This window comes from Streptomyces sp. NPDC002958 (assembly GCF_055563255.1).
The window spans coordinates 93,756-114,400 of the sequence record NZ_JBVHDS010000002.1; the positions used below are offsets into that span (position 1 = coordinate 93,756).

19 protein-coding genes and 1 pseudogene are annotated in these 20,645 nt (G+C 69.1%); 8 read left to right on the forward strand and 12 right to left on the reverse strand.

The window, feature by feature from the left end; translation table 11 throughout:
• Positions 1-109: 109 nt before the first annotated feature.
• The 3 genes and pseudogenes from ACZ3IC_RS03870 to ACZ3IC_RS03880 form a co-directional block, all read left to right on the forward strand.
• Positions 110-1,144, forward strand: coding sequence for an adenosine deaminase (locus ACZ3IC_RS03870; protein ID WP_467412287.1), 1,035 nt, complete (start codon positions 110-112; stop codon positions 1,142-1,144).
• Positions 1,145-1,166: 22 nt separating this feature from the next.
• A complete protein-coding gene (locus tag ACZ3IC_RS03875) occupies positions 1,167-1,871 on the forward strand; it encodes a glycerophosphodiester phosphodiesterase (RefSeq protein WP_467412289.1) in 705 nt (234 codons plus the stop codon).
• A gap of 68 nt (positions 1,872-1,939) precedes the next feature.
• Positions 1,940-2,089: pseudogene (locus ACZ3IC_RS03880) on the forward strand (SAM-dependent methyltransferase); the annotation flags it as partial.
• Between the two features lie 5 nt (positions 2,090-2,094).
• Here the strand turns inward: ACZ3IC_RS03880 and ACZ3IC_RS03885 are convergent.
• The 3 genes from ACZ3IC_RS03885 to ACZ3IC_RS03895 all read right to left on the reverse strand — a co-directional run bounded on the left by ACZ3IC_RS03885 (position 2,095) and on the right by ACZ3IC_RS03895 (position 5,494).
• Positions 2,095-2,637 (reverse strand): hypothetical protein, encoded by a 543-nt coding sequence (locus ACZ3IC_RS03885; protein WP_467412291.1) that lies wholly within the window; start codon positions 2,635-2,637, stop codon positions 2,095-2,097.
• A gap of 53 nt (positions 2,638-2,690) precedes the next feature.
• Positions 2,691-3,854 carry an ABC transporter substrate-binding protein gene (locus ACZ3IC_RS03890; RefSeq protein WP_467413108.1) on the reverse strand — a complete coding sequence of 388 codons (1,164 nt, stop codon included), beginning with the start codon at positions 3,852-3,854 and terminating at the stop codon, positions 2,691-2,693.
• Between the two features lie 200 nt (positions 3,855-4,054).
• Positions 4,055-5,494: a gamma-aminobutyraldehyde dehydrogenase gene (locus tag ACZ3IC_RS03895; RefSeq protein ID WP_467412294.1), complete on the reverse strand. Its 1,440-nt coding sequence runs from the start codon at positions 5,492-5,494 to the stop codon at positions 4,055-4,057.
• Between the two features lie 178 nt (positions 5,495-5,672).
• Between ACZ3IC_RS03895 and ACZ3IC_RS03900 the strand changes: the two genes are divergently transcribed.
• The 5 genes from ACZ3IC_RS03900 (at position 5,673) to ACZ3IC_RS03920 (ending at position 10,936) form a co-directional block, all read left to right on the forward strand.
• Positions 5,673-6,164 carry an Lrp/AsnC family transcriptional regulator gene (locus ACZ3IC_RS03900; RefSeq protein WP_329419735.1) on the forward strand — a complete coding sequence of 164 codons (492 nt, stop codon included), beginning with the start codon at positions 5,673-5,675 and terminating at the stop codon, positions 6,162-6,164.
• Positions 6,149-7,528 carry an aspartate aminotransferase family protein gene (locus ACZ3IC_RS03905; RefSeq protein ID WP_467412295.1) on the forward strand — a complete coding sequence of 460 codons (1,380 nt, stop codon included), beginning with the start codon at positions 6,149-6,151 and terminating at the stop codon, positions 7,526-7,528. Before ACZ3IC_RS03900 ends, ACZ3IC_RS03905 begins: the two co-directional genes overlap by 16 nt.
• A 333-nt stretch (positions 7,529-7,861) precedes the next feature.
• Positions 7,862-8,599 carry an ABC transporter ATP-binding protein gene (locus ACZ3IC_RS03910; protein WP_467412297.1) on the forward strand — a complete coding sequence of 246 codons (738 nt, stop codon included), beginning with the start codon at positions 7,862-7,864 and terminating at the stop codon, positions 8,597-8,599.
• Positions 8,581-9,768 carry a hypothetical protein gene (locus ACZ3IC_RS03915; RefSeq protein ID WP_467412299.1) on the forward strand — a complete coding sequence of 396 codons (1,188 nt, stop codon included), beginning with the start codon at positions 8,581-8,583 and terminating at the stop codon, positions 9,766-9,768. The genes ACZ3IC_RS03910 and ACZ3IC_RS03915 overlap by 19 nt, the downstream gene beginning before the upstream one ends.
• A 43-nt stretch (positions 9,769-9,811) precedes the next feature.
• A complete protein-coding gene (locus ACZ3IC_RS03920; protein ID WP_467412301.1) occupies positions 9,812-10,936 on the forward strand; it encodes an LOG family protein in 1,125 nt (374 codons plus the stop codon).
• 14 nt (positions 10,937-10,950) lie between these two features.
• Here the strand turns inward: ACZ3IC_RS03920 and ACZ3IC_RS03925 are convergent, their stop codons facing one another.
• The 9 genes from ACZ3IC_RS03925 to tsf form a co-directional block, all read right to left on the reverse strand.
• The gene (locus ACZ3IC_RS03925) at positions 10,951-11,403 is read right to left on the reverse strand and encodes an SRPBCC family protein (protein WP_467412303.1); all 453 of its coding nucleotides are present in this window, start codon (positions 11,401-11,403) and stop codon (positions 10,951-10,953) included.
• Positions 11,404-11,661: 258 nt separating this feature from the next.
• Entirely contained in the window at positions 11,662-12,687 is a 1,026-nt protein-coding gene (locus tag ACZ3IC_RS03930; RefSeq protein WP_467412306.1) for an ABC transporter ATP-binding protein, read from the reverse strand.
• Positions 12,688-12,689: 2 nt separating this feature from the next.
• Positions 12,690-14,303, reverse strand: a complete 1,614-nt coding sequence (locus tag ACZ3IC_RS03935; protein ID WP_467413110.1) for an ABC transporter permease — start codon at positions 14,301-14,303, stop codon at positions 12,690-12,692.
• Positions 14,304-14,482: 179 nt separating this feature from the next.
• Complete coding sequence (locus ACZ3IC_RS03940) at positions 14,483-15,592, reverse strand: thiamine ABC transporter substrate-binding protein (protein ID WP_467412308.1); 1,110 nt, start codon at positions 15,590-15,592, stop codon at positions 14,483-14,485.
• 232 nt (positions 15,593-15,824) lie between these two features.
• Entirely contained in the window at positions 15,825-16,931 is a 1,107-nt protein-coding gene (gene rlmN, locus ACZ3IC_RS03945; protein WP_467412311.1) for a dual-specificity RNA methyltransferase RlmN, read from the reverse strand.
• A gap of 104 nt (positions 16,932-17,035) precedes the next feature.
• On the reverse strand, positions 17,036-18,121 hold the full coding sequence (locus ACZ3IC_RS03950) for a phosphatidate cytidylyltransferase (RefSeq protein WP_467412313.1): 1,086 nt from the start codon (positions 18,119-18,121) through the stop codon (positions 17,036-17,038).
• Positions 18,121-18,678 (reverse strand): ribosome recycling factor, encoded by a 558-nt coding sequence (gene frr / locus ACZ3IC_RS03955; RefSeq protein WP_093899080.1) that lies wholly within the window; start codon positions 18,676-18,678, stop codon positions 18,121-18,123. Before frr ends, ACZ3IC_RS03950 begins: the two co-directional genes overlap by 1 nt.
• A gap of 179 nt (positions 18,679-18,857) precedes the next feature.
• On the reverse strand, positions 18,858-19,634 hold the full coding sequence (gene pyrH, locus ACZ3IC_RS03960; RefSeq protein WP_467412316.1) for a UMP kinase: 777 nt from the start codon (positions 19,632-19,634) through the stop codon (positions 18,858-18,860).
• Between the two features lie 159 nt (positions 19,635-19,793).
• Positions 19,794-20,630 (reverse strand): translation elongation factor Ts, encoded by an 837-nt coding sequence (gene tsf / locus ACZ3IC_RS03965; RefSeq protein ID WP_467412318.1) that lies wholly within the window; start codon positions 20,628-20,630, stop codon positions 19,794-19,796.
• Positions 20,631-20,645: the final 15 nt, after the last annotated feature.

The window sequence follows — 20,645 nt, forward strand, 5'->3', positions numbered from 1 at the left end:
CATGCTACGGCCCGCCTCCGCAGCGCAGGACCCGGCCTACGATGATCCCCGTCCACTGCCCGGCCGAACACGTCCGGCACCCGCACCGTCCCACGCCCCGGAGAATCCGATGTCCGATCTGCACCCCTTCATCGCGGGGCTGCCCAAGGCGGAGCTGCATGTCCACCATGTCGGGTCCGCCTCGCCCCGCATCGTCGCCGAACTGGCCGCGCACCACCCCGACTCCAAGGTCCCCACCGACCCCGAGGCGTTGGCCGACTACTTCACTTTCACCGACTTCCGTCACTTCATCGACGTCTATCTCTCCGTCGTGGACCTGATCCGCACCCCGGAGGACGTCCGGCTGCTGACCTTCGAGGTCGCCCGTGACATGGCCCGGCAGAACATCCGTTACGCGGAGCTGACCGTCACCCCGTTCAGCTCGACCCGGCGCGGCATCCCGGAGCAGGGGTTCATGGAGGCGATAGAGGACGCCCGCAAGTCCGCCGAGGCCGAGCTCGGGGTCGTCCTGCGCTGGTGCTTCGACATTCCCGGCGAGGCCGGGCTCGAAGCGGCCGAGGAGACCACCCGGCTCGCCGTGGACCTGCGGCCCGAGGGGCTCGTGTCGTTCGGACTCGGCGGTCCGGAGATCGGCGTGGAGCGCCCGCAGTTCAAGCCCTATTTCGACCGGGCGATCGCCGAGGGCCTGCACTCCGTCCCGCACGCCGGGGAGACCACCGGGCCGCAGACCGTCTGGGACGCGCTGACCCATCTGCGCGCCGAGCGCATCGGCCACGGCACCAATTCCGTCCAGGATCCGAAGCTGCTGGCCCACCTCGCCGAGCACCGCATCCCGCTGGAGGTCTGCCCGACCTCGAACATCGCGACCCGCGCGGTGGCGGACATCGAGCAGCACCCGGTCAAGGAGATGGTGGAGGCGGGTGTCCTGGTCACCATCAACAGCGACGACCCGCCGATGTTCGGCACGGACCTCAACAACGAGTACGGGGTGGCCGCCCGTCTCCTCGGTCTGGACGAGCGGGGCCTGGCGGAGCTGGCGAAGAACGCGGTCCAGGCGTCGTACCTCGACACCGCCGGCAAGCGGACGCTGGCCGGCGAGATCGACACGTACACGACGAACTGGCTGGAGCGCACGGGCCGCTGACCCCGGTCGCGACAATGGCCTCATGGTCACCACCGTCACCGCCGTGGCCCACCGCGGCGATCCCTACCGTGTCCGCGAGAACACGCTCCCCTCGATCCGCTCCGCCCTCGAACGGGGGGCGGACGCGGTCGAGATCGATGTGCGGGTCACCCGTGACGGCGTACCGGTCCTGCTGCACGACTCCACGCTGGAGCGACTGTGGGGTCATGACGTGCGTCTCGACCGGCTGACCCACAAGGAGCTCACCGAGCTGACCGCGGGCGGTGTGCCCACATTGCGCGAGGCGCTGCTCGCCGCCGGGGCGCACCGCGTCATGGTCGATCTGCCCGGCTCCACCGATGATTCCGTACGGAAGACCGTCGGCGTGGTACGCGAGTGCGGGGCCGGTGAGCGGGCGTACTACTGCGCGGGCCCCGATGCCATGCTGCGGGTCCGCGCCGCCGACCCGTTGGCCGAGATCGCCCTGACCTGGACGACGCTCGCGCCGCCGCGCGCCGCACTGCTCGACGCGGTGAGGCCGCGGTGGCTGAACTACCGGTTCGGTCTGGTGGACCGGGAGCTGACGGACCGTCTCCACCGTGACGGGCTGCTGGTCTCCGCCTGGACGGCCGACACCAGGCGCACCATGCGCCGCCTCGTCCGGCAGGGGGTCGACTCGATCACCACCAACCGGGTCGACGCCCTGCACGATGTCCTCGCCAACTCCTCTGCCACAGGCTCGACTTGATCGGTCCGGCATTACGGACAGCGCCTCATCTGCCGTGATGCCAGGCCCGGAGCCAGAGGAACAGAGACGTGACCGAAGCCCGCACGACCCCTCTCAACGGCCGCATTCGTTCCGACATCACCCACAATTCGCGGTTCTGGAACTACTGGCTCGGTGGCAAGGACAACTACCCCGTGGACCGCGCGGTCGGCGACCCCTTTCGGAGCCCCGGCGCGGGAGTGACTCAGCCGGCCGTCGCCGCGGAGAGCGGTTCCGTTGACGGTGTCCGCGGCAGCGCCTCCAGCCGCTTGATCATGCGGCGCACGACGAGCAGCGGGATCACCCCGAAGACCCCGAACGACATGTCGATGACCGACCACCAGAAGGGGATGCCGCGGATCGGTCCGCAGATCAGGGCGAGCGGGATGATCCCGGCGCAGGCGATCATGCCGAATTCGATGACCCAGATGTTGCGGACCGGGTCGCGGTAGGGGCCGTAGAAGGCGACTGCGATGACGAGGTGCGCGAAGGCCAGCCAGTCGGTTCCGTACAGCACGAAGGGGTACTTCGCGTCGACTTCGTCGAGACCGGTGCGGACCCGGCTGATCCACTCCATCAAGTCCGGGAAATGCTCGGGCACAGGAGAGGCCGAGGACCTCAACAGGTCCTCGGCCCAATGGAGTTCATGGACGAGCGGAAAGGCCGTCAGTCCGCTCAGCACCAAACAGACGATAAAGACGACCAACCACACGCGTATGCGCCTCAGCAGGGCTCTTCGCTCGCTCATGCCCGCAGCGTACGCCCGCGCTTACCAGCTCTTTACGCCACCCCCGGTACGGCTCACAGGCCGACGAGTGCGTTCCACTTCTTCGCGAAGTCGTTGCGCTCCTCGGACGTGATGTCACGGGCGATCGCCAGCCGTTCGCGCATCGCGTCGTCGGGGAAGATCAGCGGATCCTCGGCGAGCGCGGCAGTCTCCTCGTCCTTGGAGGAGGCCAGTATTTCGCGGGCGGCGGGGACGGGGCAGACGTAGTTGACCCAGGTCGCCAGCTCCGCGGCGACCTCGGGCTCGTAGTAGTAGTCGATGAGCTTCTCGGCATTGCGCTTGTGGCGGGCGAGGTTGGGGATCATGAGCGATTCCGCCCAGAGCTCGGCACCCTCCTCGGGCACCACGAACTCGATCTCCGGGTTGTCGGCCTGGAGCTGGATGACATCACCGGAGTAGGCCTGGCAGGCGAGCACATCGCCGGTCGACAGGTCCTTGATGTAGTCGTTGCCGGTGAAGCGGCGGATGTGCTTCTTCTTCACGAGTTTCTCGACCTGGTCGCACACCTCGTAGAAGTCGTCCCGCTTCCAGCGGGTGACATCAACGCCGTTGCCCTGCATCAGGAGGGCGAAGGACTCGTCGAGTCCGGACAGCAGTGTCACCTTGCCGCGCAGGTCGTCCGCCCACAGATCGCTCAACTGCTTGATCTCGCGGCCGAGCCTTTCGCGGTTGTACGCGATGCCGGTGATCCCGGACTGCCAGGGGACACTGTGCATCCGGCCCTTGTCGAAGGCGGGCGAACGCAGCTGCGGATCCAGGTACTTGGCGACGTTGGGCTGCCGGGACCGGTCCATCTCCTGCACCCATCCGAGACGTACGAAGCGGGCGGCCATCCAGTCGCTGACGACGACCAGGTCCCGCCCGGTCTCCTGATGGTTCATCAGTGACGGGCTGATCTTCCCGAAGAACTCGTCGTTGTCGTTGATCTCCTCGGTGTAGGTGACGGAGATCCCGGTCCGCTCGGTGAACGCATCGAGGGTGGGCCTCTTCGACGCGTCCTCGTCGTCCGTGTCGATGTAGAGGGGCCAGTTCGCGAAGTGCAGGGAGCGGTCGCTCGCGGAGGTGTCGCGTCCGGCGCGGTCACCGGGCTCCACATAGGCGGCGGGCACTCCGCAGCCGGCCAGCGTGACACCGGCCGCTGCGGCCCCGAAGGCGCGCAGCAGGGACCGGCGGGGCATGGGGTTCTTCGGGGTTGCTCGCACCTGCGCAGCATGCCGGTCGGACGACGGCGCGGACAATGGACCAACCGTCCAGCGGCACACGCCCCATCCGCACACCCTGTCGATGCTCTTGTCGATGTCGATGCCGATGTCGATGCCGGGATACATGTACGGCCCCGAGCTCAAGCCCGGGGCCGTACACGACATCGGACGAACGGTCAGTCGTCGAGCGAGGTCATGACGTGCTTGATGCGGGTGTAGTCCTCGAAGCCGTACGCGGAGAGGTCCTTGCCGTAGCCGGACTTCTTGAATCCGCCGTGCGGCATCTCGGCGACGAGCGGAATGTGGGTGTTGATCCACACGCAGCCGAAGTCGAGGTTCTTGGACATCCGCATGGCGCGGGAGTGGTCCTTGGTCCACACCGAGGAGGCCAGGGCGTACTCGACGCCGTTGGCGTACTCGACGGCCTGGGCCTCGTCCGTGAACTTCTGGACGGTGATGACCGGGCCGAAGACCTCGTTCTGGATGATCTCGTCATCCTGCTGGAGGCCGGAGACGACGGTCGGGGCGTAGAAGTAGCCCTTCTCGCCGACCCGGTGGCCGCCCGCCTCGACCCTGGCGTGGGCGGGGAGCCGCTCGATGAAGCCGCTGACCTGCTTCAGCTGGTTGGCGTTGTTGAGCGGGCCGTACAGCACGTCCTCGTCGTTGGGCTGCCCCGTCTTCGTGTCGGCGGCGGCCTTGGCGAGGGCGGTGACGAACTCGTCGTGGATGGACTCGTGGACCAGGACGCGGGTCGCGGCGGTGCAGTCCTGGCCGGCGTTGAAGAAGCCCGCGACGGAGATGCCCTCGACGGCCTTGGCGATGTCGGTGTCCTCGAACACGACGACCGGCGCCTTGCCGCCGAGCTCCAGGTGGACGCGCTTGACGTCCTTGGAGGCGGACTCGGCGACCTGCATGCCGGCCCGCACCGAGCCGGTGATGGAGGCCATCGCCGGGGTCGGGTGCTCGACCATCGCGCGGCCGGTGTCGCGGTCGCCGCAGATGACGTTGAAGACGCCCTTGGGAAGGATCTGACCGATGATCTCGGCGATCAGCACGGTCGACGCCGGGGTGGTGTCGGACGGCTTGATCACGACGGTGTTGCCCGCGGCGAGCGCCGGGGCGAACTTCCAGACGGCCATCATCATCGGGTAGTTCCACGGCGCGACCTGCGCGCAGACGCCGACCGGCTCGCGGCGGATGATCGAGGTCAGACCCTCCATGTACTCGCCGGCCGAGCGGCCTTCGAGCATCCGCGCCGCGCCCGCGAAGAAGCGGATCTGGTCCACCATCGGCGGGACCTCTTCGGTGCGGACGAGCTCGATCGGCTTGCCCGTGTTCTCCGACTCGGCCGCGATGAGGTCCTCGGCGCGCTCCTCGAAGGCGTCCGCGATCTTCAGCAGGGCCTTCTGGCGCTCGGCGGGCGTGGCGTCGCGCCAGGCGGGGAATGCGGCCGCGGCGGCTTCCATCGCGGCGTCGACGTCGGCCTGGCCGGAGAGCGGCGAGGTCGCGTAGACCTCTTCCGTCGCCGGGTTGACCACATCGATGGTCCGCCCGTCAGCGGCGTCCCGGAACTCTCCGTTGATGTAGTTGCGCAGACGGCGCACCTCGGTGGTCACAACCACCCCTCCTGTCGACACGTCCAATGGGTGAGATGACCAGCCTAGTCGCTCGGGTGTCGCTTTCGACATGCCCAACCGCCGAGAACTTCGGATTCAGTGAGATCTGGAGCTTCAAACAACGAATTTCATCGATCCGGGGTTGCCAGACCGACGAGTCCCGGTGCACAGTGGATGCGTGGCCAGTCGCAGCGCAGACTCCAGGAACGGGAACGGATCGTCCCCAGCGGTCGATGCCGTATCCCTCGCAATCATCGAGCAGCTCCAGGAGGACGGGCGTCGTCCGTACGCCGCGATCGGCAAGGCCGTCGGCCTCTCCGAGGCGGCCGTGCGGCAGCGCGTCCAGAAGCTGCTCGACCAGGGCGTGATGCAGATCGTCGCCGTCACGGACCCGCTCACCGTGGGATTGCGGCGACAGGCGATGGTCGGCATCAATGTCGAGGGCGACCTCGATCCCGTCGCCGAGGCGCTGTCGGCCATGGCCGAGTGCGAGTACGTGGTGATGACCGCGGGCTCCTTCGACCTGATGGTGGAGATCGTCTGCGAGGACGACGACCACCTGCTGGAAACGATCAACAAACGCATCCGGGCCATCCCCGGTGTGCGCTCCACCGAGAGCTTTGTGTACCTGAAGCTCAAGAAGCAGACCTATATGTGGGGAACCCGATAGCCGTGAGCAAGGACCTCAGCCGAACCGCGTACGACCACCTGTGGATGCATTTCACCCGCATGTCGGACTACGAGAACGCGCCCGTTCCCACCATCGTGCGTGGCGAGGGCACCTACATCTACGACGACCAGGGCAAGCGCTACCTCGACGGCCTGTCCGGCCTGTTCGTGGTCAACGCCGGTCACGGCCGTCACGAGCTCGCCGAGGCGGCGTACAAGCAGGGCCAGGAGCTGGGCTTCTTCCCGGTGTGGTCCTACGCCCACCCGAAGGCCGTCGAGCTGGCCGAGCGCCTCGCCGACTACGCACCGGGCGACCTCAACAAGGTCTTCTTCACCACCGGTGGCGGCGAGGCCGTGGAAACCGCCTGGAAGCTGGCCAAGCAGTACTTCAAGCTCCAGGGCAAGCCGACCAAGTACAAGGTCATCTCGCGTGCGGTCGCCTACCACGGCACCCCGCAGGGAGCCCTGTCGATCACCGGCCTGCCAGGCCTGAAGGCCCCCTTCGAGCCGCTGGTCCCCGGCGCGCACAAGGTGCCGAACACCAACATCTACCGCGCCCCGATCCATGGCGACGACCCGGAGGCCTTCGGCCGCTGGGCCGCCGACCAGATCGAGCAGGAGATCCTCTTCGAGGGCCCGGACACCGTCGCCGCGGTCTTCCTGGAGCCGGTGCAGAACGCCGGTGGCTGCTTCCCGCCGCCGCCCGGATACTTCCAGCGCGTGCGCGAGATCTGCGACAAGTACGACGTGCTGCTCGTCTCCGACGAGGTCATCTGCGCCTTCGGCCGTCTCGGCACGATGTTCGCCTGCGACAAGTTCGGCTACGTGCCGGACATGATCACCTGCGCCAAGGGCATGACCTCGGGCTACTCCCCGATCGGTGCCTGCATCGTCTCGGACCGCATCGCCGCGCCGTTCTACGAGGGCGACAACACCTTCCTGCACGGCTACACCTTCGGTGGCCACCCGGTCTCCGCCGCGGTCGGCCTCGCCAACCTCGACATCTTCGAGCGCGAGGGCCTCAACCAGCACGTCCTGGACAACGAGAACGCGTTCTTCACGACGCTGCAGAAGCTGCACGACCTGCCGATCGTCGGCGACGTCCGCGGCAACGGCTTCTTCTACGGCATCGAGCTGGTGAAGGACAAGGCCACCAAGGAAACCTTCACCGACGAGGAGACCGAGCGCGTCCTGTACGGGTTCCTCTCCAAGGCGCTCTACGACAACGGCCTGTACTGCCGGGCCGACGACCGCGGCGACCCGGTCGTCCAGCTCGCGCCGCCGCTGGTCTCCGACCAGTCGACGTTCGACGAGATCGAGGGCATTCTGCGAACCGTCCTCACCGAGGCGTGGACCAAGCTCTGACCGGCGGTTCGATCGGCTGACCGGCCACGGACCGGGCAGCCGATCGAAGCGCTCCGCCCGTCCGCCCAATGGGCCGGGATCCGTCCGGCCGTGATACGCCGGACGGCCCTGGGGCTCGACCACCCCTTGGCCGCCGACCGACCGGCTTTTGGCGGTCATCTCATACGGTCCACACGGCCCGGATGCGCCCATTCGAGTGGGATGGGACGCACCCGGGCCGTGTGCTGTGCCCACACCACGGTTCGAATCCCTACGGTGCCGAGTGACCGATCGGCCCCTCTTCGCTCCCCCGTAAGGGGGACGGGACATACGATCTGAACCGAGGTGTACGCCATGGCGGCCCCGCCGGACAACGACGTGATCTGGGCGCGTTCCCTGCACCACTCCCACAACGGCTCACCCGCGCTCGGCGGAGTCTCCGTGGATGTCCGTGACGGCGAGATCCTCGCCGTGACCGGCCCCAGAGGCAGCGGCAAAACGACCCTGCTTCACTGTCTCTCCGGTCAACTGGTGCCTCAGCAGGGCGAGGTGTGGTTCGCCAGCGTCCCCGTCCACACCATGGGCCCCCGGCTCCGTGAACAGCTGCGCCGCGACAAGTTCGGCTGGATCGCCCCCGAGCCTCAGCTCGTACCGGAGCTGAACACCTGGGAGAACGTGGCTCTTCCGCTGCTGCTGCGCGGCGCCTCGCACCGGGAGGCGAAGAAGACCGGCCTGGAATGGCTGGAGCGGCTCGACATCGGTGTGTGCGCCAAGAAACGACCGCACACGCTGCTCCAGGGGCAGCGTCAGCGGGTCGCCGTGGCCCGCGCGCTGGCCGCCTCCCCTTCGGTGATCTTCGCCGACGAGCCGACCGCGACCCTGCACCGCGCCGACCGGACGCATGTGCTGCGCACCCTCACCAGCGCGGCCCGCTCGCACGGCATCACGATCGTTCTCGCCACCCATGACGCGGAAATCGCCGCCCTCGCCGACCGTACGGTCCCGTTGCTGGACGGCCGTCGCGTCGCCACCGTCGCCCTGCCCGCCGTATCCGATGCGGAGGGCCACGCGGCGTGCTCGCTCTCCGTCTAGCCCGGGGCTCCCATCCGCTGGTACTGATGCGGCGGCTGCTGGTCGCGGCCGCCTCCGCCGGGGTCGGCTTCCTGATGCTGTGCGCCCTGGGCTACGCATCGGGGCACCCGGCACATTCCACCGCGGCCGTGCTGCGGCTGCTGTGGTGCTTCGTACCGCTCGCCGCCGCCGTGCAGTTCGCGGTCGCGGTGGCCCGTACGGACCCGAGCACCCGGCCACGCTCCGGACTGTCCGCCGTGGGCCTCGGCCCGGTCGAGCTCACTGTGCTGGCCGCGGTCTCCACCGCCGTCTCCTGCACCCTCGGGTCCATGGTGGCGCTGCTGTTCTTCCTGCATCTGCGCGGCGACCTGTCCGGGCTGCCGTTCGACGGCGCGGCGGCCGGGCTGCTCGACTCGGACGCCCCGCTGCCGCTCGCGGCCGCGCTCGTGCTGCTGGCCCTGGTCCCGGTGACCGCGGCGACGGCGAGCGGGCTGGCGCTGCGCGCCAAGCCGGTCGCGACAAGAGTCCCGGACGACGACGCCCCCTCAAGCCCCCTGCCGGAGGACCGGCCGCCCGCTCCGGCGACACCCCCCACCGGGCTGCCGTGGGGTGTGGCGCTCACCGCGGTCGGCCTTGCCGTGGAGGCGTACATGAGCCGCAGCGGCGGGCGCACCCTGCTCCCGCTCCCCGGCAGGCTCGACGCCACCCCCGCCGGAGTACTGGCGGGGTGGACACTGACGGCGATCGGCCTGGCCATGGCCGGGCCCGGCCTGGCGTATCACTGCGGGCGGCTGCTGCAGGCGGTGCGCCCCGGCGCCGTTCGCCTACTGGCCGGACGGGTGCTGATGGACGAGGCGCGCCGGATCGGCGGACCGCTCGGCGTGGTCTGCGCGGTGCTCTCCGCGGTGTTCGCGGCATACGTGCTGTACGGAACGGAGCCGCGCCCCTTCGGCCCGCTCACGGCACTGGGCGCCGTGCTCGTCCTCGGCTGTACGTCGGCGACGCTGCTGACCTCGGCGCTGGAGGCGAAGCAGGACCGCGCCCGGACGGCGCAAACGCTGTTGCGGCTGGGTACCCCGGCCTCGGCTCTGTGGGCCGCGACGGCCCTGCGCGGCGCCGCACTGCTGGCGGTATTCGCCCCGCTGACCTGGCTGGTCGCCGAACTGGCCACGCTGCCGCTGACGGCCTGAGGACGCCGCCCCGTGCGCCCCGGCCGCTACGTAGCATGACAACGTGGAGAACCCGGACGACAACCGTCCCGTACCCGGCCCCGAGATCGAGTCGCTCGCCGAATTCGACGCGGCGGTCACCGCCGGGGGGCTGGCCGGACATCGGGTCCAGTCCGTCGACCTGACGGAGCGGAACGCCGCCCTGCTGGCCGCCGACACAGCCGGCACCGTCTTCCTCGGCTGCCGAATGGCGCCCGGGACGACGGCGAAGGTACGGGCCGACGGCGCGTTCGTCTTCCCGCCGGTGCCCGGGCTGCCCTTCGATCCGTACCGCGGACTGCTCTACTCCCCCAACGCGCTCTACGAAGGGCTGGCGGACGGCGGCTACGCGGCGACGCCGGATGCCCGCGCGTACCGCTGGTTCCAGAAGACCCGGGCGAGCGGCGACACGTTCGCGTCGATGCTGCGCGCGCTCCACGACGACGCGGTCTCCGACGCGCTTGACGAACACCTCGTCGGCACCCGCGTCGTCGGGGTGATGGGCGGCCACGCCACGGCCCGCGGCAGCGCGGAGTACGCGGCCGCGGCCCGGCTGGGCCGGACCCTGGCCCGGGGCGGCCTGACGGTGGCCACCGGCGGCGGGCCGGGCGCGATGGAGGCCGCGAACCTCGGGGCGTACGCGGCGCCGCACCCCGGTCCGATGCTGGACAAAGCCTGTGAACTCCTGGCCACGTCCCCCTCGTTCACCCCGTCGGTCACCGACTGGGCGCTGACCGCCTTCGCCGTACGGGAGCGCTGGCCGGGCGGCGGCGGCTCCATCTCGATCCCCACCTGGTTCTACGGACATGAGCCGCCGAACCCGTTCGCGGACCACATCGCCAAGTACTTCGCCAACGCGCTACGCGAGGACGGGCTGCTCGCACGCTCCACTGCGGGCGTGATCTTCCTTCCGGGCGCGGCCGGAACCGTCCAGGAGGTCTTCGACAACACGACGCCGAACTACTACGGCTTCCGCGGCAGGCCGACCCCCATGGTGCTGGTCGGCCGCGCCCACTGGACGCGGGAGCTGCCCGCGTGGCCGCTGCTGCGCGCGCTGGCCGACGGCCGACCGATGGAGTCGCGTATCGCACTCGTCGACACGGCGGACGAGGCCCCCGAGGCGCTCGCCCGGTTGACCGCGGACGGGTAGACCGAGGGGCTGGTTCAGAGGGAGGCGAGCCGGCCCACGAGCGCGTCGAAGAAGGCCTCCCAGCCGTCCTCGGCCGCCGCGTACTGCTCGGCCGTGAGGTTGCCGCCGCGCTGCTTGAAGACCATCTCGGTTGTGTTGTCGCCACGGTCGGTGAAGGTGGCTGTGACGGTCTCGCCCTCGATGTCGGCGGGCGCGGTGGCGTCCTTCAGTGTGAACACCAGCCGCTCGGGGGCGACCACCTCGCGGTAGACCCCGTGGAACGGCATCTCGGTGCCCGGCACCACGATGACCAGGCTCCAGGCGCCGCCCGGCCTGACATCCATCGACACCCGGTCGAGCGGCACCTCGGCGTCCCCGCCGTACCAGGCGGCGAAGTGCTCGGGCGTTGTCCAGGCCTCGAAGACCTGTTCCCGCGGGGCGTCGAGGACGCGGGTGATGTCGATGCCCTCGCGTGCTGACTCGGTCATGGTTCCCGTCCCTCTCGGAGTCGTTCCGGATCGTCCCTCTCGGAGCTGTTCCGGATCGTCCTTCTCGGAAACGTTCCGGATCTGCCGCATGTCCTCCTCCAGCTTGCACGGACATCACCGCGCCGACCTGCCGCGCGTGACCGGTCCGAGCCGCTCCGGCGGTTTCGGATGTCTGGAGACTGCGGGCAGGATCGTCCGGAAACGGATCGGCCGGTTCAGTGAACGTGGCCGCGCCTTGCGCCGGACCCTCGGGGCCGGTCAGAAGGCGGCGGGCAGGACGACGGTCTCCGCCGCGTCGAAGCCGACCCCGACCGTCGCGCCCTCCTCCGGGGCGTCCCGCGGCGCGCACTCCGCCTCCAGGGCCGGTCCGTCCACGGGGGTCAGCTGTACGGCGACATGGTTGCCCCGGAACGTACATGTCCCGACCGTGCAGCGCAGCCCCTCGTCCGGGGCGCCGATCCGGACTCCGGCCGGGCGCACCAGCAGATCGCACGCCCCCTGCGGCGAGCCCTCGGGCACCGGCACCTTGCCCCACACCGTGTCGGCGGTCGTGCCGGCCACCGTCGCCTCCACCACGTTGTCGAAGCCGAGGAACCGGGCGACGAAGGCGGAGGCGGGCCGCTGCCAGACCTCCAGCGGGGTGCCCACCTGGGCGATCCGCCCTTCGCGCATCACCACCACCCGGTCGGCCAGGGCGAACGCCTCGCCCTGGTCGTGAGTGACGGCGAGCACCGTCGTGCCCAGCCGCCCGAAGAGCGTGCGCAGTTCGACGACGAGCCGTTCACGCAGGCCGCGGTCGAGCTGGCCGAGCGGCTCGTCCAGCATCAGCAGCTTGGGGCTCGGCGCGAGGGCTCGCGCGAGGGCGACACGCTGCTGCTCACCGCCGGACAGCGCGGCGACGGCCCGCCGTTCGGCGCCGGGCAGGCCCACCAGGTCGAGAAGCTCGCCGACCCTGCGCTCCTGATCACGGCGCGACGCCCCACGCATCCGCAGCCCGAAGGCGACGTTGGCCCCGACATCCCGGTGCGGGAACAGCTGGTGGTCCTGGAACATCAGGCCGAGACCGCGCCGGTGCACCGGCACCCCGGCCTGGTCCGCGCCGTCCAGCAGCACTCGGCCGCCGTCCGGTGGGTGGAGTCCGGCTATCACCCGCAGCAGGGTCGACTTGCCGCTGCCGCTCGGCCCCAGCACGCACACGATCTCGTGCTCGGCGACCTCCAGGTCCACTGTGTCGAGCACCGCCCGCTCACCGAAGACAACGGTGGCCGATTCCAGTGTCAGCATCTCTAGAACTCCCCGGATCGGTCCGTGCGGATACGTTCGAGCAGCAGCAGCGAGAGGGCGCAGACCACCATCAGAATGGTGCTGAGGGCCATCGCCTGGCCGTAGTTGAGCTCCCCGGCCCGCCCCAGCAGCCGGGCCACCGCAACCGGCAGCGTCGGGTGGTCGGGCCGCGCGATGAACACCGTCGCGCCGAATTCACCGAGCGACACGGCGAACGCGAAACCGGCCGCGACCAGCAACGCCCGCCACACCAGCGGAAGATCGACCTCCCGCCAGGCCCGCAGCGGTGACGCCCCGAGCACCGCGGCCGCCTCCCTCAGACGGCCGTCCACCGCCCGCAGGACCGGCAGCATGGTCCGTACGACGAAGGGCACACCGACCAGCGCCTGAGCCAGCGGCACCAGCATCCACGAAGTCCGCAGATCCAGCGGCGGCTTGTCCAGGGTGATCAGAAAGCCGAAGCCGACAGTGACCGCAGAGACCCCGAGCGGCAGCATCAGCAAGGCGTCGAAGCCGCGGACGAGCCGCCCCGCGCGCCTGGTCAGCGCCGCGGCGGCGAGCCCACCGATGACCAGCGCGATGACCGTCGCGACCAGTGCGTACTGCAGTGAGTTCCAGATCGCTTCGATCGGCGCGACCAGGAACGTACCGCCGCCGGCGTCCGCGGACCCCAGCGTGCGGTAGAAGTCGAGGCCATGGCCGCCGGGGGTGTCCAGCGAGCGCTCCACCAACACCCCGAGCGGCAGCAGGATCAGCACCAGCACGGTCAGCAGCACCCCGCAGAGCAGCGCCCATTGCCCGGCCCCGCGCGGCCTGCGGGCGGTCTGCGCCGGGTCGACCAGCTTCAGCGCGGTTTCCCTGCGCCGTACGGTCCACGCGTGCACGGCAAGGATCACGCCGACCGCGGCGAACTGCACCAGCGTCAGCACGGCGGCCGTCGGCAGGTCGAGCAGCTGGGCGGTCTGCCGGTAGATCTCCACCTCCAGCGTGGCGTACCCCGGACCGCCGAGGATCTGTACGACCCCGAACGAGGTGAAGGTGAAGAGGAAGACCATCAGCGCGGCGGCGGCCACGGCAGGCGCGAGGGCCGGCAGGGTGACCCGCCGCCAGGCGGCGAACCGACCGGCGCCCAGGACCCGGGCGGCCTCCTCCTGACGTGGGTCGAGCTGGGACCACAGCCCGCCGACGGTCCGTATGACCACCGCGTAGTTGAAGAAGACATGGGCGAGCAGAATCGCCCAGACGGTGGTGTCGAGCCGCACGCCCCAGAGCTCGTCGAGGAACCCGCCGCGTCCCAGCAGCGCCAGGAAGGTCGTCCCGACGACGACGGTCGGCAGCACGAACGGCACGGTGACGACGGCCCGCAGCAGTTGCTTGCCGGGGAAGTCGAAGCGGGCGAAGACATAGGCGCCGGGCAGCGCGATCAGCAGGGTCAGCACGGTCGAGGCGAGCGCCTGCCAGGTGGTGAACCAGATGACGTCACGGATGTCCGGCCGGGCCAGCACCTCACCGATCCGGCCGAACTGCCAGACGCCGTCCACCTTCAGCCCGCGGCCGACGATCGCCGCGACGGGGTAGGCGAAGAACAGCGCGAAGAACGCGACGGGCACGGCCATCAGGCCGAGCCGCACCGCACTCCCCCGGCGCGCCCCGGCGCGTGTGGCGTTCGCGTGCCCCGACCGGACGCGCGCCGGTCCGTCCCCGCGCGGGCCCTTCCCGCCCGGCTCCTCCCCGCGCGTGCCCTCCCCGCCCGCGTCCCTCCCGCCCGCGTCCGGTCCGCGTACGGAGGTCTTCGCTACTTCACTACGAGCGAGGACCACGACTGGACCCACTGCTCACGGTTCTTGGCGATCTTGTCCGGGGCAACAGTCGTCGGCCTGTCGACCGTCGCGCCGAACTCGGTGAAGAGTTCCGGAAGTTCGGCGCCCTTGGTGACCGGGTTCACGAACATGTTGAGCGGCATGTCCTCCTGGAAACTCTTGCTGATCATGAAGTCCAGCAGGGCCTTGCCGCCCGCCTCGTTCTTCGCACCGTCCAGCAGGCCCGCAAACTCGATCTGGCGGAAGCAGGTCCCGGTGGCGACCCCGGTCGGTGCCTCGGCCGGCTGCGGCTTCGCGTAGAGCACTTCGACCGGCGGGCTGGAGGCGTACGAGACGACGAGCGGCCGGTCGGCCTTGGCCTTCTTGCCGCCCGCGGAGCCGGAGAACTCCTCGTTGTACGCCTGTTCCCAGCCGTCGACGACCTTGACGCCGTTGCTCTTCAGCTTCTTCCAGTAGTCCTGGTAGCCCTCCTCGCCATAGGTGGCGATGGTGCCGAGGAGGAAGCCGAGGCCGGGCGAGGAGGTCGCGGCGTTCTCGGTGACGAGGAGGTTCTTGTACTCGGGCTTCACCAGGTCGTCGAAGGACTGCGGCGGCGCGAGCTTCTTGTCGGCGAAGTACTTCTTGTCGTAGTTGACGCAGATGTCGCCGGTGTCGATCGGGGTGACCCGGTGCTCGGCGTCCAGTCGGGTGTCGGCCGCCACCTGGTCGATGCCCTTCGCCTCGTACGGCGTGAAGAGCCCGCTGTCGAGGGCGCGGGAGAGGAGGGTGTTGTCGACGCCGAAGAACACATCGCCGCGCGGGGAGCCCTTGGTCAGAATCTCCTGGTTGAGCGCGACACCCGCGTCGCCGCTCTTGAGCACCTTGACGGTGTAGCCGGTCTCCTCGGTGAACTCCTCCAGCACATCCTCGGAGGCGTTGAAGGAGTCATGGCTGACGAGAGTCACGGTCTTCGAGTCCGAGCTCTTCGTGCCGTCGGAACCGGAGGCCGACGTGTCCGAACTCCCGCATCCGGCAAGTGTCGTGACCCCGAGCGCGGTGGCGACGGCCGTCGCCGCAAGCTGCTTGGTTCTGCGCGTGGTGCTCATTGTGGATTCCTCCTGGGTTTTGGCCAGGAAGAGACGCGGCCCTGCCCCTGGAGAAGCGGGCAGGGCGCAACAGCATGAGTTGATGACCGAACTTCCTACCCGGAATGACCCGGGCGAGGTTCAGAGGGTCTGCGGACGACCTGTACTCGGTGCCGCACTCTCAGCGCTGTGGCGCTCCCCTGTCGGAATATGAAGTTGATTTCAGGCCCAGGTTACACGGGCTGTTTCGGCCTCAGCGCTCGGCTGCCGCCAACTGCCCGCAGGCTCCGTCGATCTCCTGGCCGCGGGTGTCCCGCACGGTCACCGGCACCCCGTGTGCCGCGATCGCCTCGACGAACGCCTTCTCGTCCTCGGGCCGCGAGGCGGTCCACTTGGAACCGGGCGTCGGGTTGAGCGGGATCAGGTTGACGTGCACCCGCTTGCCCTTGAGGAGCCGACCGAGTCGGTCACCGCGCCACGCCTGGTCGTTGACGTCCCGGATCAGCGCGTACTCGATGGAGACACGGCGGCCGGACTTCTCCGCGTACTCCCATGCGGCGTCCAGCACCTCGCCCACCTTCCACCGCGTGTTCACAGGGACGAGCGTGTCGCGCAGTTCATCGTCCGGTGCGTGCAGCGAGACGGCGAGACGGCATTTGAAGCCCTCGTCGGCGAAGCGGAGCATCGCGGGCACCAGGCCCACGGTGGAGACGGTGATCCCGCGCTGCGAGAGTCCCAGCCCGTCCGGCTCCGGGTCGGTCAGCCGGCGGATCGCGCCCACCACCCGGTTGTAGTTGGCGAGCGGCTCGCCCATGCCCATGAAGACGATGTTGGAGAGGCGCGCCGGGCCTCCGGGGACCTCCCCGTCGCGCAGCGCGCGCATACCGTCCACGATCTGGTGGACGATCTCCGCGGTCGACAGATTGCGGTCGAGACCAGCCTGTCCCGTGGCGCAGAACGGGCAGTTCATCCCGCATCCCGCCTGCGACGAGATGCACATCGTCACCCGCTCCGGGTAGCGCATCAGGACGGACTCGACAAGCGTCCCGTCATGCAGCTTCCACAGCGTCTTGCGGGTGGTGTCGTCGTCACAACTGATATGGCGGACCACGGACATCAGGTCGGGGAACATCGCCTCGGCGAGCTTGTCCCGCGAACCGGCCGGGATGTTCGTCCACTCGGCCGGGTCGTGCGCGTACCGCGCGAAGTAGTGCTGTGAGAGCTGCTGGGCACGGAACGGCTTCTCGCCGATCGCGGCGACGGCTTCCTTGCGCTCGGCGGGCGTGAGGTCGGCGAGGTGCCGCGGCGGCTTCTTGGCTCCGCGGGGCGCGACGAAAGTGAGTTCTCCGGGCTTAGGCATGGTTCTTCCAGTGTCGCAGACAGAACGGTGAGGGCCCGCCGCCCTGTGGACAGCGAACCCTCACTCGTAAAAGCCCGGGTCAGGACGGTGGACCGTCCCAGGGCTCAGCCGGAACCCACGAACAGCACCAGCAGCAGCCAGACCACCGGGGCGGTCGGCAGCAGCGAGTCCAGCCGGTCCATGATGCCGCCGTGCCCCGGCAGCAGCGTGCCCATGTCCTTGATCCCGAGGTCCCGCTTGATCATCGACTCGCCCAGGTCACCGAGGGTGGCACTGACCGCGACCGCGAGCCCCAGCAGCAGTCCCTGCCACCAGGAACCGCCGTCGATCAGGAACTGCATGCACAGCGCACCGGCGACCATCGCGAAGGCGACGGCCCCGAACAGGCCCTCGCGGGTCTTGCCGGGGCTGATGCGCGGCGCGAGCTTGTGCTTCCCGAAGCGCCAGCCGACGGCGTACGCACCCGTGTCGCTGACCACGGTCAGCAGCAGGAAGGTGAGCACCCGCTGCGGCCCGTCGTCCGCGCTCAGCAGCATGGCGACGAAGGTGGCCAGGAACGGTACGTAGAACGCGGCGAACACGCCGGCCGTGACGTCCTCGAGGTAGCCCTCCGGAGGCTCGGTCATCCGCCAGACGAGCACCGCGAGTGCGGTCAGCGCCATCGCCACCCAGGCACCCTCGGCGCCCCGTGTGTATCCGGCCACCACCATCGCCGCGCCACCGACCGCCAGCGGGATGAGCGGCGCCTTGATGCCCTTGCGCTCCTCCAGCCGGGAGGTGAGCTCCCACAGGCCCACGACGACGGCGACGGCGATCACACCGACGAAGACGGCCTTCACGATGAACAGCGAGGCAGCGATGACGACGCCGAGCCCCACACCGACCCCTATGGCGGCTCGCAGATCACGGCCCGCACGTTTCTTCTGCGGGGGCGGTGGCGCGGTGGACATGGGCTCCTGCGGCTTCTCGTCGCGGACCAGGGGGCCGCCCTTCAGGCGTGCGGCCCCCTGGTCCCGGTCATCACGGTCGTCAGCGTCTCTACCTGTGTCGGGAACGTCCGGCACTATGGGCAAGGGCCGAGTCTGCTGGGCGTCACGCACATCGCATGCAGGACCCGCCGGAGCAGCCTGCGTCTCGGACGCACCCCAGCGGCCGGCTCCCTGCGGGGCGCCCCAGGAAGAGTCGTTCATCAGACTTCGAGCAGCTCGGCTTCCTTGTGCTTGAGCAGCTCGTCGACCTGTGCGACGTACTTCGCCGTGGTGTCGTCGAGCTCCTTCTCGGCGCGACGCACCTCGTCCTCGCCGGACTCCTTGTCCTTGACCAGCTTGTCGAGTGTCTCCTTGGCCTTGCGGCGCACGGCCCTGATGGAGATCTTCGAGTCCTCGGCCTTCGTCTTCGCGACCTTGATGTAGTCGCGACGACGCTCCTCGGTGAGGTCCGGGAAGGTCACCCGGATGATATTGCCGTCGTTGCTCGGGTTGACGCCGAGGTCCGAGTCGCGGATGGCCTGCTCGATGTTGCGCAGCGCGCTCTTGTCGAACGGCGTCACGACGGCCATGCGTGGCTCGGGCACCGAGAACGAGGCGAGCTGGTTGATCGGGGTCAACGCGCCGTAGTAGTCGGCGACGATCTTGTTGAACATCGCCGGGTGCGCACGGCCCGTACGGATCGCGGCGAAGTCCTCTTTCGCCACGACGACGGCCTTCTCCATCTTCTCCTCGGCCTCAAGGAGGGTTTCTTCGATCACCACGTGCTCCTGCGTGTCTTGAGTGGGCCCGGCATGCTCGGGCCCGGCGGGTCCTGCGTCGCGTCCTCACCTGCACGATGTCCGACCGGCAGGCCGTTGTCCATCCTTCGGGACCTGCCCCGGGGTGTTCCCCGCAGGCCCCGGACCTCCCATGACTTCACGGGAAGGTCCCCCGGTTCTCAGGCCCGGGTGCCCTGGTCACTCACGAGCGTGCCGATCTTCTCACCCTTGACGGCGCGGGCGATATTGCCCGTGGCGGTCAGCTCGAAGACGAGGATCGGAAGCTGGTTGTCACGGCAGAGCGTGATGGCGGTGGCGTCGGCGACCTTGAGATCGCGGGCGAGCACCTCGCTGTACTCAAGCGCGTCGAACTTCACCGCGTCGGGGTTGGTCTTCGGGTCGGAGTCGTAGACCCCGTCCACCCCGTTCTTGCCCATCAGCAGACCCTGGGCGTCGATCTCCAGGGCGCGCTGGGCGGCAGTGGTGTCGGTGGAGAAGTACGGCATCCCCATGCCTGCGCCGAAGATGACGACGCGGCCCTTCTCCAGGTGGCGCACGGCGCGCAGCGGGATGTACGGCTCCGCGACCTGCCCCATGGTGATGGCGGTCTGGACACGGGAGTCGATGCCCTCCTTCTCCAGGAAGTCCTGGAGCGCCAGGCAGTTCATGACCGTGCCGAGCATGCCCATGTAGTCGGACCGGGCCCGGTCCATGCCGCGCTGCTGGAGCTCAGCACCGCGGAAGAAGTTGCCGCCGCCGATGACGACCGCGATTTCCGCGCCGTCGCGGACGACTGCCGCGATTTCCCGGGCGATGGCGTGTACGACGTCGGGGTCGACACCGAGACCCCCGCCACCGGCGAATGCCTCCCCGGACAGCTTCAGCATGAAGCGTCCGGCCACCTTGCCGTCGTCGCGCTTGTGGTCACCTTTTACGGCGTCCGCGCCCTTGTTCATGGAGATTCTCCTCGTGCACATACGAAGAAGGCCATTGCCGGTGGGTCTGGTGTCCCTCAGCGGCAATGGCCTCCTCGTCAGATCTGCGGTCGTACGGCATGTGTGCGGCCGACGACTGCACTAGACCCTATCGGGGTCCACCGTTGTTCGCGGACGGACTCAGATGCCGACCTTGATGCGCGAGAAGCGCTTCAGGGTGACACCGGCCTCGTCCAGAACCTTCTGGACGGACTTCTTGTTGTCCTTGGCGAATGCCTGCTCCAGGACGACGACGTCCTTGAAGAAGCCGTTGACGCGACCCTCGACGATCTTCGGAAGGGCGGCCTCGGGCTTGCCCTCCTCACGAGAGGTGGCCTCGGCGACACGACGCTCGTTCTCGACCGTCTCGGCCGGGACCTCGTCGCGGTTGAGGTACTTCGGGGCGAAGGCGGCGATGTGCTGCGCGACGTCCTTGGCGGCCTCGACGTTCTCCTTGTCCAGCTCGACCAGGACGCCGACCTGCGGCGGGAGGTCGGGCATGGTGCGGTGCATGTACGCAGCCACGTAACCGCCGGTGAACTGCGCGAAGCGGTCCAGGACAATCTTCTCGCCGAGGTTGGCGTTGGCCTCGTCGACGTACGCCTGGACGGTCTTGCCGGCCTCGATCTCGGAGGCGAGCAGCGCGGCCAGGTCGACCGGGGAGGTCGCGGCGACGTGGGCGGCGAGCGTGTTGGCGACGGCCTGGAACTTCTCGCCCTTGGCGACGAAGTCCGTCTCGCACTTCAGCTCGAGCAGAACGCCGGAGGTCTTGTCCTCGGAGATGAGGGACACGACGGCGCCGTTCTCGGCAGAACGGCCCTCGCGCTTGGCGACGCCCTTCTGGCCCTTGATACGGAGCGCCTCGACGGCCTTGTCGACGTTGCCGTCGGCCTCGTCGAGCGCCTTCTTGCAGTCCATCATGCCGGCGCCGGTCAGCTCGCGGAGCTTCTTGACGTCAGCGGCGGTGTAGTTCGCCATGAGTCTGTGTTTCTC

Coding starts and splice junctions, on each gene's coding strand:
- ACZ3IC_RS03870 (WP_467412287.1), top strand. CDS start 110: ATGTCCGATCTGCACCCCTTCATCGCGGGGCTGCCCAAGGCGGAGCTG.
- ACZ3IC_RS03875 (WP_467412289.1), top strand. CDS start 1,167: ATGGTCACCACCGTCACCGCCGTGGCCCACCGCGGCGATCCCTACCGT.
- ACZ3IC_RS03885 (WP_467412291.1), bottom strand. CDS start 2,637: ATGAGCGAGCGAAGAGCCCTGCTGAGGCGCATACGCGTGTGGTTGGTC.
- ACZ3IC_RS03890 (WP_467413108.1), bottom strand. CDS start 3,854: ATGCCCCGCCGGTCCCTGCTGCGCGCCTTCGGGGCCGCAGCGGCCGGT.
- ACZ3IC_RS03910 (WP_467412297.1), top strand. CDS start 7,862: ATGGCGGCCCCGCCGGACAACGACGTGATCTGGGCGCGTTCCCTGCAC.
- ACZ3IC_RS03925 (WP_467412303.1), bottom strand. CDS start 11,403: ATGACCGAGTCAGCACGCGAGGGCATCGACATCACCCGCGTCCTCGAC.
- ACZ3IC_RS03930 (WP_467412306.1), bottom strand. CDS start 12,687: ATGCTGACACTGGAATCGGCCACCGTTGTCTTCGGTGAGCGGGCGGTG.
- ACZ3IC_RS03935 (WP_467413110.1), bottom strand. CDS start 14,303: ATGGCCGTGCCCGTCGCGTTCTTCGCGCTGTTCTTCGCCTACCCCGTC.
- ACZ3IC_RS03940 (WP_467412308.1), bottom strand. CDS start 15,592: ATGAGCACCACGCGCAGAACCAAGCAGCTTGCGGCGACGGCCGTCGCC.
- rlmN (WP_467412311.1), bottom strand. CDS start 16,931: ATGCCTAAGCCCGGAGAACTCACTTTCGTCGCGCCCCGCGGAGCCAAG.
- ACZ3IC_RS03950 (WP_467412313.1), bottom strand. CDS start 18,121: ATGAACGACTCTTCCTGGGGCGCCCCGCAGGGAGCCGGCCGCTGGGGT.
- pyrH (WP_467412316.1), bottom strand. CDS start 19,634: ATGAACAAGGGCGCGGACGCCGTAAAAGGTGACCACAAGCGCGACGAC.
- tsf (WP_467412318.1), bottom strand. CDS start 20,630: ATGGCGAACTACACCGCCGCTGACGTCAAGAAGCTCCGCGAGCTGACC.